General features: G+C 61.6%; 11 protein-coding genes. 5 read left to right on the top strand and 6 right to left on the bottom strand.

Going from position 1 to position 13,040, the window contains the following annotated elements; translation table 11 throughout:
• Window positions 1-38 precede the first annotated feature (38 nt).
• Window positions 39-2,816, top strand: coding sequence for a hybrid sensor histidine kinase/response regulator (locus AC1DRN_RS04135; RefSeq protein ID WP_477786635.1), 2,778 nt, complete (start codon window positions 39-41; stop codon window positions 2,814-2,816).
• Window positions 2,817-2,881: 65 nt separating this feature from the next.
• Entirely contained in the window at window positions 2,882-3,478 is a 597-nt protein-coding gene (locus AC1DRN_RS04140) for a MarC family protein (RefSeq protein ID WP_111284385.1), read from the top strand.
• Between the two features lie 85 nt (window positions 3,479-3,563).
• Here AC1DRN_RS04140 and AC1DRN_RS04145 read toward each other — a convergent pair whose 3' ends face one another.
• The 6 genes from AC1DRN_RS04145 to cobG all read right to left on the bottom strand — a co-directional run bounded on the left by AC1DRN_RS04145 (window position 3,564) and on the right by cobG (window position 9,669).
• Window positions 3,564-4,214 carry a hypothetical protein gene (locus tag AC1DRN_RS04145; RefSeq protein ID WP_223462762.1) on the bottom strand — a complete coding sequence of 217 codons (651 nt, stop codon included), beginning with the start codon at window positions 4,212-4,214 and terminating at the stop codon, window positions 3,564-3,566.
• Window positions 4,215-4,270: 56 nt separating this feature from the next.
• A complete protein-coding gene (locus tag AC1DRN_RS04150; RefSeq protein ID WP_223462761.1) occupies window positions 4,271-5,086 on the bottom strand; it encodes a hypothetical protein in 816 nt (271 codons plus the stop codon).
• A gap of 207 nt (window positions 5,087-5,293) precedes the next feature.
• Entirely contained in the window at window positions 5,294-6,997 is a 1,704-nt protein-coding gene (gene cobJ / locus AC1DRN_RS04155) for a precorrin-3B C(17)-methyltransferase (RefSeq protein WP_223462760.1), read from the bottom strand.
• Entirely contained in the window at window positions 6,997-7,728 is a 732-nt protein-coding gene (locus AC1DRN_RS04160) for a precorrin-2 C(20)-methyltransferase (RefSeq protein ID WP_477786643.1), read from the bottom strand. The genes cobJ and AC1DRN_RS04160 overlap by 1 nt, the downstream gene beginning before the upstream one ends.
• Entirely contained in the window at window positions 7,728-8,354 is a 627-nt protein-coding gene (locus AC1DRN_RS04165; protein WP_108218487.1) for a precorrin-8X methylmutase, read from the bottom strand. Before AC1DRN_RS04165 ends, AC1DRN_RS04160 begins: the two co-directional genes overlap by 1 nt.
• Window positions 8,347-9,669: a precorrin-3B synthase gene (cobG, locus tag AC1DRN_RS04170; protein WP_223462759.1), complete on the bottom strand. Its 1,323-nt coding sequence runs from the start codon at window positions 9,667-9,669 to the stop codon at window positions 8,347-8,349. Before cobG ends, AC1DRN_RS04165 begins: the two co-directional genes overlap by 8 nt.
• 168 nt (window positions 9,670-9,837) lie before the next feature.
• Here cobG and cbiE point away from each other — a divergent pair, with 168 nt between their 5' ends.
• The 3 genes from cbiE to AC1DRN_RS04185 are packed head-to-tail and all read left to right on the top strand — an operon-like array spanning window position 9,838 to window position 12,852.
• Window positions 9,838-11,049: a precorrin-6y C5,15-methyltransferase (decarboxylating) subunit CbiE gene (cbiE, locus tag AC1DRN_RS04175; RefSeq protein WP_223462758.1), complete on the top strand. Its 1,212-nt coding sequence runs from the start codon at window positions 9,838-9,840 to the stop codon at window positions 11,047-11,049.
• Entirely contained in the window at window positions 11,042-12,139 is a 1,098-nt protein-coding gene (locus AC1DRN_RS04180) for a cobalt-precorrin-5B (C(1))-methyltransferase (protein WP_223462757.1), read from the top strand. The genes cbiE and AC1DRN_RS04180 overlap by 8 nt, the downstream gene beginning before the upstream one ends.
• A complete protein-coding gene (locus AC1DRN_RS04185; protein WP_223462756.1) occupies window positions 12,136-12,852 on the top strand; it encodes a cobalt-precorrin-6A reductase in 717 nt (238 codons plus the stop codon). Before AC1DRN_RS04180 ends, AC1DRN_RS04185 begins: the two co-directional genes overlap by 4 nt.
• The last annotated feature ends 188 nt before the right edge of the window (window positions 12,853-13,040 follow it).

A 13,040-nucleotide genomic window follows, 5' to 3' on the forward strand; every position in this document is an offset into this window, starting at 1 on the left:
GTTATATTCTGGCATCAACCTAACGAAGGGATTTCGCCGTGCGCTGGCTCAGGATTGCCATAAGCTTGACCGTCACTTTGCTGACCTTGCTCTGCATGCTACCGGCCCAGGCCGCGCAAGGCAGTGGCTGGGCGGTATTGCTCGACGAACAGGGCGCCCTGCAACTGAGCGACATCCGTTCCGCACGCTATACCAATCAATTCAGCCCTATCGAACTCGACCGCATTACCGCGGCCGAGCCCGATGGCGCGTTATGGTTGCGATTCAGGCTTGCGCCGGGTAACCACGAGCAATTGCTGCGAGTGTTCGCGCCTGACCTGCGCCAGTTCAACATGTACGTGCTGGACGGCGACAAGCTGATCGATCAATCCAGCACGGGCAACGAACAGCCGCAATCCGAGCGACCACTGCCCAGCAGCGACTTCATGCTGGCCCTGCCGCAAAGCGACACCCCCCTCGACGTTTACCTGCGACTGGCCTCCGACCACCAGTTACGCCCCTATATCACCCTGCAATCGGCGATCCTCGCGGCTGCCAACCAGAACCAGACGCTGATCTATGGCCTGCTGTTCGGTTGCATCGCCATGCTGATCCTGCACAATCTCATCCGCTACGCCTACACCCGCTCGCACAGCGCCCTCTGGTTGGCGACGTGCGAAGGGTTGTTGATGCTCAGCCTGCTGCTGTTGCTGAACCTCGCCGGTCCCTGGCTGCCGGACTGGCATGCACTGCAAACGCCGGGGGCTTACCTGGCATTGTTAATGACTGCGCCCTGCGGCCTGATGCTTGCCTATCGCTTCTTCTCCCCGCTCGGGCCGCACCCGCTGAACCGGTTGCTGCTCGGCGAGATCCTGCTCATCACCGCCTGCGGCTTGGTGCTGCTGTTCGTCAATACCTTGCCGCTGAACTTCATTACCTACGGCCTGGTAGCCCTGGCAGGCCTGACCATGCTGTTCATCAGCGCCCATCACTGGCAAAAAGGTTATCGCCCGGCTCGCCTCTTCGTGGTGGCCATGGTGGTGTTCAACCTCGGGACACTGATCATCCTGCCTGCCCTGTTGGGGCTGACCCTGATCGAACCCCATGGCCYGCTCACCACCTTGCTGGTGTTCATCTGCATCAGCGGCCTGCTGATGAGCATTGCATTGAGCGAGCGCCAGCGCCGCATCACCGAAGACCGTTTCAGCATCAGCCGCGACCTGGCGGCCAGCAACGCCGAGATCAACGCCAAGACCGAGTTCCTGGCGAAGATCAGCCATGATATCCGCACCCCGATGAACGGCGTCCTCGGCATGACCGAGCTGCTGCTGGGCACGCCGCTTTCGGTCAAGCAACGCGACTATGTGCAGACGATCCACAGCGCCGGCAACGAGCTGCTGACACTGATCAACGAAATTCTCGACATCTCAAAACTCGAGTCCGGGCAGATCGAGCTGGACGATGTGCAGTTCGACCTCAACGCGCTGATCGAAGACTGCCTGAGCATCTTCCGCGCCAAGGCCGAGCAGCAAAACGTCGAGTTGATCAGCTTCATCCAGCCGCAAGTGCCGCGGGTGATCAGCGGCGACCCGACACGCTTGCGCCAGACCCTGTTGAGCCTGCTGGAAAACGCCCTGAAAAAAACCGATGAAGGCGAAATCCTGATCGTCGTGGCGCTCGACGAGCGCAACAACAAACCGCGCCTGCGTATTGCCGTGCAGGACAGCGGCGAGCCCATGGACGCCGAAGAACGCGACGCCCTGATGCACGCCGAACTGCACAGCCGGCATTTCCTTTCGGCCACCCACCTGGGCGGCAACCTGGGGCTGGTGATTGCTCGTCAGTTGATCCGCTTGATGCAAGGGGAGTTCGGGATCAAGATAGGCAGCAACCAGGGCAGCACCCTGTGGCTGACCCTGCCGCTGGACCCGGATCACCTCGAACACCCGACCTCCGACCTCGACGGTCCGCTGCAAGGTGCGCGGGTATTGGTGGTGGACGACAATGACACCTGTCGCAAGGTGCTGGTGCAGCAATGCAGTGCCTGGGGCCTGAACGTCAGCGCCGCGCCTTCCGGCAAGGAAGCGCTTGCACTGCTGCGCACCAAGGCTCATTTGCGTGATTACTTCGATGTGGTCCTGCTGGACCAGAACATGCCCGGCATGACCGGCATGCAACTGGCGGCCAAGATCAAGGAAGACCCGAGCCTGAACCATGACATCCTGCTGATCATGCTCACCGGCATCAGCAACGCACCGAGCAAGATCATCGCGCGCAACTCCGGGATCAAGCGCATCCTCGCCAAACCGGTAGCCGGCTACACCCTCAAGACCACCCTGGCCGACGAACTGACCCAACGCAACAAAGGTCTCGTCGCTACGCAGCCCGTGCCAAGCGGCCAGGTCCTGCCGGTCAAGGTCCCCTGCGACTTCCGCATTCTGGTGGCCGAAGACAACAGCATCTCGACCAAGGTGATCCGCGGCATGCTGAGCAAGCTCAACCTGCAACCGGATACAGCCTGCAACGGCGAAGAAGCCTTGCAAGCGATGAAAGCCCAGCGTTACGACCTGGTGCTGATGGACTGCGAAATGCCAATCCTCGACGGCTTCTCGGCCACCCAGCAGTTGCGTGCCTGGGAAGTCGGCAACCAGCGGGTCCGTACCCCTGTGGTGGCGTTGACCGCCCATATCCTTGCCGAACACAAAGAGCGTGCGCGACAGGCCGGCATGGACGGACACATGGCCAAACCGGTCGAACTGTCACAGTTGCGCGAGCTGATCGAACACTGGGTCGCCCAGCGTGACCAGCACAATCGCGCAACGACCCAACCGTCCTGAGCCGACAGACGGCGCAACCCCTGATAGACTCCCCCTCGACTTCCCTCGCCAGTGAGCCCGGCACCATGCTCCATGTGTTGTTCAGCGTTTACCTGAAGATGCTGGTGCTCTACAGCCCATTCTTCGTGTTGTCCTGCTTCATCAGCCTGACCCGTGGTTATTCGCGCAAGGAACAGCGTCGGCTGGCCTGGAAAGTAGCGGTCGCTACCCTGGTCTCCAGTGTTCTGCTGTACTTGTTCGGCCGAGTGATTTTCAGTGTGTTTGGCATTACCGTGGACGCATTCCGCATCGGCGCAGGCAGCGTCCTGTTCATCTCGGCGCTGGGCATGGCGCAAGGCAAATCGGCGGTACAGACCGACAACGTGCAGCAGGATGTGACCATTGTCCCGCTGACCATTCCGCTGACCGTCGGCCCCGGCACCATCGGTGCCTTGCTGGTGATGGGTGTGAGCCAGCCGCACTGGGACGACAAGCTCACCGCGATTGTCAGTATTGCCTTGGCCAGCTTCACCGTGGGGGTAGTGCTTTATCTGTCCAGCCGCATCGAACGCATACTCGGCGATCAGGGCTTGCAGATTGTCAGCCGGTTGATGGGGTTGTTCGTGTGTGCACTGGCGGCACAGATCATCTTCACCGGGGTCAAGGGCTACCTGGTGCCTTGAAGCGACAGCTTGTCCAAAACCTGAAAACAAAGCCCTGTGCATTAATCACAGGGCCTTGTCTTTGATTGCGTGCGAAGCCTTTGAGTCAGGGCTGGAGTTTGCGCACGAACACCTTGTTTGAATAAGCTTCGATTTTCTCGTGGACCCGTCTACGGTAGTTTTCAAAGACCCGTCGGTCGAACACAAACACCCCGCCACCGGGAATGATCGCCAGCTCTCGATCGAACTCGCTCCACAGGAAAAAGTCGCTTTCAATCACGGCCGCGCTGTAGCGCAAGCCAAGCAGGCAGACGACCACTTCACCCGAGGCGAGCCGCTCACAAGGCGCGCACTTGAGGATACCCGAGCCGCCATTGGCAACATTGCCGCGAAAGAAATCCCAGGCAAACTCATCCAGCCGCAAAGCCTTATAGGTGCTCTCGAGGAGCTGGCCCAAGCGCTCCACGCCCAAGCGGCCCATCACGCTGTAACTGACGCTGAGCAATTGATGGACACTGGTGACCCGGATCGGATCAGCCGGAATGATGGCCTTGAGCCTGTATCCCGCCTTGAGCAATCGCCCTTGAAAATAATCGAACCAGGCCTTCCTCGACACTCGGCCCGGGTATTTCTCGTTGGCCGCCAGTTCCGCGTACAACAGGCAGTCCTGTATATCCTCCTGGTCTTGCAAATTTACCCGCGGGGTAAAGGACAGCAGACAACCACCCACTACGACAGCATTAACAGACTCAAGCATATTTACCCCATACAGCCAGTGCTTTAATCGATTACATCGATCAAAGCCCGCCCGCCTTATTGATCTGTCAATTGTTTGAAAAGGCCATCGGCAAATTGGTCGTTATAGGCATACACCATGTTTTTCTTTCGCTCGAATGCACGTCGATTAAACTTGCGCACACCGGCCCCCTGGAAAATTTGCAACCCCTGAGTCTTGTAAGTCACGAATAAAAAGTCGCCGTTGTATTCCTTGTCCACCAAGTCAAGACCGCCCAACAACATGGACATGCCGCCGCCTGGCGTCGCAATGCAAGGAACAGCCTTGAAGCTGACGACATCGTTTTTCCTGCTGCCGACATCGACAATTTTCAACGCGTCCTTATCGCCCCTCAATTTGCTGAAACCCGACGCCACCAGGTTCAGGACGCTGCTTGCTCCACCGGAGATAACGGTCTCAAGCACTTGCAAAATCGCTTCATTCATCGTGATGGTGAGCTGTTTGCTGACGTATTTCTTGTAGGTGAAGCCTCCCGTCACCCAGCCCACCGCCAACAATGCCTCATTGTACTTCAGGTAGCGTTCTTCGTTGCTGGCTTCCTTGGGCAGGCTCCGGACCTGCGCTTCGGCAAACTGCTGGCAGTCCAGCGCATCCTGCCTGTCGTCCTCAGAAAGTGCCTGGTCGAACACCACCAGCGAGGGCCCTACTACCGAATCCCCCACACCTTGCGCCGACGAATCACTCGGTGCTGCGCCCAGGATCGAGGTGGAACGCTTGGTCCGCGCCCGTGGCGCGACGTTTTTCAGTTCTGCCGCAATGCCTTCGAAATACTTATCCTGCATGGCATCATCAAATGCGACTTGAGCCACTGAGTAATCATTTATATCGACCATTTAAATCTCCATTTAATCAATAAGCCGCCTCATGCGACCAGCTGAAAACTAAAGCGCGGAGTTGAATCGGTCAAAGTAAAAACACTCAGAACTTATTTCAGGAACTATTAGAAAATAAAAAGGCCCGCGACAACTTTCGTCAATCGCAGGCCCTATCGTTAGTTGTTGCCTTGAACATCAGCGACCTTTGAGCAAAGCCGCTTTCACTCAGGTGACTGGCTTGCTTGGGTACCAGCGTGGCGTGTAAACCCAATCACCGCCGCCGACCCGCGGAAAAACACAGGTCAGGGATGAGCCGATCAAGACCATCGTGCGCATATCGACCTGGTCGGGAGTCAATTGGCCAAGAGTAGTGACGCGCAGCGCTTGCCCCGGACGCCCGATGTCCCGGCCCAACACCACAGGAGTCTCAGGCACGCGGTGCCGAGCGACGATGTCCAGCGCCTGGCCCAATTGCCACGGCCGTGAACGTGAGATCGGGTTGTAGAAGGCCAGGGCCAGATCGGCTTGAGCGGCCAGGTCCAGGCGTTTTTCGATGATTGCCCAGGGCTTGAGGTTATCCGACAGCGACAGCACACAGAAATCATGCCCCAGCGGTGCACCGGCCTGGGCGGCTGTCGCCAGCGAGGCGGAAACCCCCGGCAAAATCTCGAGTTCGACATTGTGCCAATGGACGTCGGTGGATTCGTGCAGCGCCTCCAGCACAGCCGCAGCCATGGCGAAAACCCCCGGATCCCCTGAAGAAACCACCACCACCGAACGCCCCTGGGCCGCCAGTTCAAAGGCGTGACGGGCGCGTTGCATCTCTTCGCGGTTGTCAGTGCAATGCAGCACCTGATCGGCGCGAAACGGCCCGGCCATGCGCACGTAAGTTTCGTAGCCCAATACATCGTTGGCACGGGCCAGTTCAGCCTTCACTGCCGGTACCATCAGTTCCGCGGCACCTGGCCCCAGACCGATCACAGCCAGGCGTCCGCGAGGCCGGCCAATCTGCAACGGATCCAGCGGCTGACCGGTCACCGCAATAGCCAGCGTATCGTCGCCATGGAGGGTGACGGGCTCGCCGATAGCCAAGCGCAGGCGCTCACCGAGATCACCCTCGACGCTGGCAAAACGCAGCGGCACGCCCAATTCAAGCGCCGCTTCCCGCAGCCCGGGACTGGCCATTTCGGTGTCGGCGGCTAACAGGCAGGCCAGCGACTGCACAGCGATTTTTGCCTGATGCAATGCCTCGCGAACCGCCACTGCGACGTTCACCAGACCAGCATCCACAGCGACCATCACATTGCGCGGGTAGATCAACAATTCGTTGGCCGCGGGTGCCCGTTCGGCATGACCGACATGCACCGCCAGTCGGGCCTGAGCATCTTCGGGCAACTGCGCCTGCGCCAGCCATGGGGCTTCACCCTCAATGCGCACCGTTTCGCCGGCCAGCAGATCGGAGACAAAACGCTTGCCCAGTTCCAGATCACCAAGGGCATAACCGCTGGGCGGGTTGAGCAGGCAGGTGCCGAAACGCAACTCGCCGCTGGTGGTGATCGCCGCAGCGACTTCAAGTGCGGTGGCAATCTCCCGCGCCATCACATTCACCCCGCCGAGACCGCCCAGCAGCGGCACTACGGCGCTGCCGTCTTCAGCCACCGCCAATACTGGTGGCTCGGCGCCCTTTTCCAGCAACAAGGGCGCCAGCGTGCGGATCACGATCCCGGCCGCGCACAGGGCAATGATCGGCGTGCCCTGTTGATAGAGCTCGCGCAGGGTCGCACCGAATTCGTGATAGACCCGGTCCGCGCCTTCGACCCGTTCGGCCAGACCATGGATCAGGGCTTCGGGGTACACCTGTTGAATGCTGCGCGCGGTAGCGAGGCTGCCATTGCCGAGAATGACAATCGCCGGAACTGGACGGGTCATCAGCCTTGCCACCTTTCGCCGGGAACGATGATCAACGAGAAATACGGCGAGGACATCGGCTCGACCTGATCCAGCGGCACGATCTTCTGATTGGCCATGGTCGCGCGTTCGACGTACAGCGCACGTTCGGCCAGGCCGAGCTCTTCCAGCACCTGGCGGACCTTGGGAAAGTTGCGCCCCAGTTTCATGATCACCGCCGCATCGGCATCGGCCAGGCGACGCTTGAGTTCGTCGTGCGGCAGCACACCGGACAACACCGACAGACTCTGATTGCGATATACCAGCGGTGYACCGAGCACCGAGGCGCCACCAAGCATCGAACACACACCGGGCACGACCTCAGCCTGATAGCGCTCGGCGAGCCGGTCGTGCAGGTACATGTAGGAGCCGTAGAAAAACGGATCGCCTTCGCAGATCACCGCCACATCACGGCCCGCGTCGAGATGCTCGGCCAGTTCTTGCGCAGCGTCATCGTAGAAGTCGCTGATCACTTGTTCATAGGACAACGGTGCCGGCAAGGCTTCGGTGGTCACCGGGTACACCAGTGGCAACAAATTCTGTGCGTCTTGCAGGTGTGCTTCGATGATGCCGAAGGCATTGCCCTTCTTGCCCTTGGCGACGAAGTACGCCACCACCGGGGATTCGCGCAGCAAACGCAGGGCCTTGATGGTGATCAGTTCCGGATCACCGGGGCCGACGCCGAGGCCGATCAAACGTCCAGGTTGCTGCATCATTCGATCTCCGTGGCGAGGGCATTGACAGCGGCGGCGGCCATGGCGCTACCGCCCAGGCGACCCTGCATGATGACAAAAGGCACGCCACGGCTGTCAGCCGCCAGTGCTGCCTTGGATTCGGCTGCGCCGACGAAACCCACCGGAAAACCGAGGATCAACGCCGGTTTCGGCGCACCGGCGTCGAGCATTTCCAGCAAGTAAAACAGCGCCGTCGGCGCATTGCCGATGACCACCACACTGCCTTCCAGATGCGGGCGCCACAGTTCCAGCGCGGCGGCGGAGCGGGTGTTGCCCAGCTCGCGAGCCAGTGCTGGAACACTGTCATCGCGCAGGGTGCAGATCACCTGGTTGTTCGCCGGCAAGCGTGCGCGGGTCACGCCCTCGGAGACCATCCGCGCATCGCACAGGATCGGCGCACCGGCCGCCAGCGCATCGCGCCCCGCCTTGCCCGCACCTTCGGAAAACTGCAAACCGTCGATGGCCTCGACCATGCCGCAGGCGTGGATCACACGCACCGCGAGTTTCTCCAGATCGGCCGGGATGCGGTCGAGGTTGGCCTCGGCGCGAATGATCGCGAAGGAGTTGCGATAGATCTCCTGACCGTCGCGGATGTAATCAAGCATCAAGGGGGCTCCGTGAGCGGGCGTCGAGCAAGGCCGCGACCGCTTCAATAGTAAGGTTGCGTGCGTGCAGCGCGCCGAAACCCGGCTGCGCTGCATCGCGTAAATAGAGATCGTAGTGACCGGGGGCCACGGCCAGCAAAGTGACGGGCGCCGTATGCGCGGCGGCGCAGGAACGCGGGCAACCGCTCAAATGTACGTTCGGTGCTTGTCCGTGACGCTGCAGCACTTCGGCCAATTTCAGGGCATCACCCTTGGTCTCGGCCAACCCCTTGGCGCAACCGATGGAACCGGTGCAGGCGATCAACCGGGACAATGGCTGATCGGCTTCGCACTGCAAGCCCAGACATTGCAATTGCCGAATGACCTCGGCGGCGTTGTTCACGCGGACATTGGGCAGCAGCAGGCTTTGCCAAGGTGTGAAGCGCAGACTGGAATCACCGAACTCGCGTGCCAGTTGCGCCACACCTCGCAGCATCGTCGGATCGAGCCGACCCAGCGGCGGGACAGCCCCCACATAGACAACACCGGGCTCGGCCTGGGGATGTGCGCCGATGTGCACATCACTGGAGCCCGAAACCCGCTGCCAACCGACAACCGCTTGCATCAATACTCGCTCAGCCAGCCGAAGCAGTACGAACTCGACCGAGTATTCGGCCAGCAAATGACGCATACGCGTCTGCTCGGGGCGCGCCAGTTCCAGGAACAACTCAAGAACCGCGACCACCAGCGCGTGCCCGTCATCGAGTGCAACCGAACCGGCGGGGCTGTCCGTCGGGCATCCCGCCAGACCGAACGCGAACCGTCGCTCACCGTATTGCTCAAACGCCGAGAGCCACAGGTCATGGGGATGTTCGAGCATCGTCAGGTCTTCGCCACCATCGAGTTGCACGGCGAACTTGGCACTGAGGTCGTGGAACGCTTCCTGGCTTTGCAGTGTGGCAAGGATCTGCCCGGCCAGCGGGCGAGTGTCGAACAGCATGCGCCGATCGATCCCGGCGCCGGGGCTGAGCATCAGGTTGCGTACATCGTCGCCAGCCGCCGTGCGCGGCCCCAGATCGGCGGCCAACAGGCTGTCGATCAACGCCGATTGCTCGTTGCCGATGCCGCGGATCTGCAGATTGGCCCGGTTGGTCGCCTCGATCGCCCCGCTGGCGTAACGCTCGGCCGCAGACGCTACGGCCTCGGCCTGGTCGCTGCTGATCGAACCACCGTTCAACTTGATCCGGCAGATGCCGCCATCCAGTGCCGGCACGATACGCAGCAACCCCGGGCAAGCCGAGGGGCGTAAGGCAGTGGACAGCGGACGTTGGTTCAAGGCGGACCCGTTCAGGTGGCGAGGCGATTCACGGCGAAAGTGCGCGGTATTATGCCTGCTTTACTTCGCTGCATGAAAAGACTCCGGTCGGGAAGAGAAGGCAGTCAGCTCAAGGAACCCGCGCTATCATGCCGCCCAACAACGTTTAACGCGTGATTGAGGAATGGCATGACACCCTGGCTGACGGTAGTAGGCATCGGCGAAGACGGTTTCAAGGGCCTGGGCAAGAATGCCCGGCATGCGCTGTTGCGCGCCTCGAAAATCTTCGGCGGCCAGCGGCATCTGGATTTGCTCCCGCCGTGCATACGCGGCGAGCGCCAGCCGTGGCCGACCCCCTTCTGCCTGGAGTCGCTACTGTCGCGCCGTGGCGAACCCGTCTGCGTCCTGGCCAGTGGCGACCCGATGTTCTTCGGCGTCGGCGCCAGCCTCGCCCGGCAACTCCCCGCAGCCGAGATGCTGACGCTTCCCGCGCCGTCCTCCTGCTCACTGGCCGCAGCACGAATGGGTTGGCCCTTGCAGGAAGTGGTCACCCTTTCGGTGGTGGCCCGGCCTGTCGCCGCACTCAACGCCCACCTGTCCAGCGGCGTGCGCTTGCTGGTATTGAGCAACGACGGCCGCAGCCCCGCAGCCATCGCGGCCCTGTTGCGCGAACGTGGCTTCGGCCCTAGCCGTCTCACCGTGCTGGAACACCTGGGCGGTGAAACCGAGCGGCGTATCGACGGTATCGCCAGCGACTGGAACGATCCGCGGATCGCCGACCTGAACCTGATCGCCATCGAGTGCGTCGCCGAGCCGAACACGCTGCGCCTGTCGCGACTGGCCGGCCTGCCCGACTCGGCCTTCCGGCACGACGGCCAATTGACCAAACGCGATGTGCGCGCCATCACCCTCGCGCGCCTGAGCCCGGTCCCTGGCGAACTGTTGTGGGACGTCGGCGCCGGCAGTGGCTCGATCGGCATCGAATGGATGCGCGCTCACCCCAGTTGCCGCGCACTGGCCATCGAGGCGGATGCGGGCCGACAAACGTTGATCGAACACAACCGCGATGCCCTCGGCGTTCCCGGCCTGCATCTGGTTCGCGGCAGTGCGCCGCTGGCCTTGGCCGGGCTGGAGCGACCGGATGCGATTTTCATCGGCGGCGGAGTCACCCGCGAAGGCGTACTCGATACGTGCTGGGCCGAACTCAAACCCGGGGGCCGGTTGGTCGCCAACGCTGTCACCCTGCAAAGTGAAATGACCCTGATGGCCTGGCGCGAGCAACACGGTGGGGAGCTGACACGCATTCATATCGCACAAGCACAACCGCTGGGCGACTTTGACACCTGGCGCCAGGCCTTGCCGATTACTTTGCTGGACGTGACGAAACCCTTCGATGCGTGACGAAACCGCCGAACAACCCGCACCACTGCGCAGCGGCCTGACCACCGGCAGTTGCGCCACGGCCACCAGCCTCGCCGCCGCGCGTCTGCTGCTGGATGGCACATCGGCCGATGCGGTGGAAATCGTGTTGCCCAAGGGCAAACAGGTGCAGATGCGCCTGGAGTTCTGCCGCCTCACCGAGGACGGCGCCGAAGCGGGAACCCTCAAAGACGCCGGTGATGATCCGGACGTGACCCATGGTGCCCTGCTCTACTCCCAGGTGCGCCTGAATAGCGAACCCGGGACTCGCTTCAAGGCCGGTCGCGGCGTCGGCACAGTGACCCGACCCGGGCTGGTGCTGGGTGTCGGCGAGCCCGCGATCAACCCGGTGCCGCGCAAAATGATCAGCGAACACCTGGCCCGGCTGGCCGACGAACTCGGCTACAGCGGCGGCTTCGAGGTCACGGTCAATGTCGAGAACGGCGAGGCGCTGGCATTGAAAACCATGAACCCGCGCCTGGGCATTCTTGGCGGCTTGTCGATACTCGGAACCAGCGGCATCGTCCGACCGTTTTCCTGTGCGGCCTACATCGCCTCGATCCACCAGGGCATCGACGTGGCGAAAACCAACGGTTACCTGCACATCGCCGCCTGCACCGGCAACGCCAGCGAAGACACCATGCGCCGGGTCTACAACCTGCCGGAAATCGCCCTGATCGAAATGGGCGACTTCGTTGGCGCCGTGCTCAAGCACCTGCGCAAAGTACCGGTGGAAAAACTCAGCCTGTGCGGTGGATTCGGCAAGATCAGCAAGCTGGCGGCCGGGCACATGGATTTGCACAGTCGCCATTCGAGCATCGACCTGCCGCAACTGGCGCTATGGGCGGCACAGGTCGGCGCCGATGCGGCGTTGCAGCAGAGCATCCGCGAAGCCAACACCAGCCAGCAGGCACTGGCCATGGCCGCCGCAGCCGGGGTCGCCCTGGGTGATGCAGTCTGCCGGCACGCCTTGGACTTTGCCCGCAGCGTGGTGCCGGCGCAGGTTCAGGTGGAAGTCTTTGCCATCGATCGCCAGGGCGGGATTGTTGGCCATGCAGGGGCCTTTCAATGAAGCGCATCCTGTTGCTCGGCGGCGTGACTGAAGCCATGGCCATTGCCCGCACGCTGGGACCGCTGCACATCTACAGCCTGGCCGGTGTCGGTCGGGTGCCAACGGACCTGCAATGCCAGGTTCGTGTCGGTGGCTTTGGCGGTGCCGAGGGCCTGGCGCAATTCATTAGCGATGAAGGCATCGATCTGCTGCTCGATGCCACTCACCCCTACGCGGCCCAAATCAGCCAGAACGCCGCGACCGCCGCGCGCTTGAGCGGCATTCCCTGCTGGGCGCTACGGCGTCCGGCCTGGGAAGCCCAGGCGGGGGATGACTGGCGGGAAGTCAGCGATTGGGCCGAACTGATCGAAGCCCTGAAGCCCTTCCGCCGACCGCTGTTCACCCTCGGTCGCGAACCTCTGCAACACCTGGATGAAATTCCTGCGGAGCAATTCTGGACCCTGCGCGCACTGGACCTGTATCCGGGCAACGAGCGCTGTGAAGTGATCGGCGCACGTGGGCCATTCCTGATCGACGATGAACGTGAGTTGTTCGAACGGCGAAACATCGACGTGCTGATCAGCAAGAACAGCGGCAGCACGGCCACCGAGCCGAAGCTGGAAGTCGCACGTGAGTGTGGGGTGCCGGTGATTGTCTTGAAGCGCCCCGAATTGCCAAGTGTGGAACGGGAATTTGGCTCGGTGGCAGATATGCTGGATGCCCTACCAGTGTAGGACTATTCCTTAGACCTGCTGAACCTTGCGATTCCGCTGGCAGTATTCTCAGACGAAACTGGCTATCGACTCTACGGCCTCAATCCTATAGTTCGCCTCCCCCTGAACCAATCAAGCGCACCCAACATCCACAGGGATGAATGGTCTCGCCCAAAAGAAAGTGCCGCTTGCCACTCTGTATCCCAAGG

Source organism: Pseudomonas sp. P5_B3 (assembly GCF_056400405.1).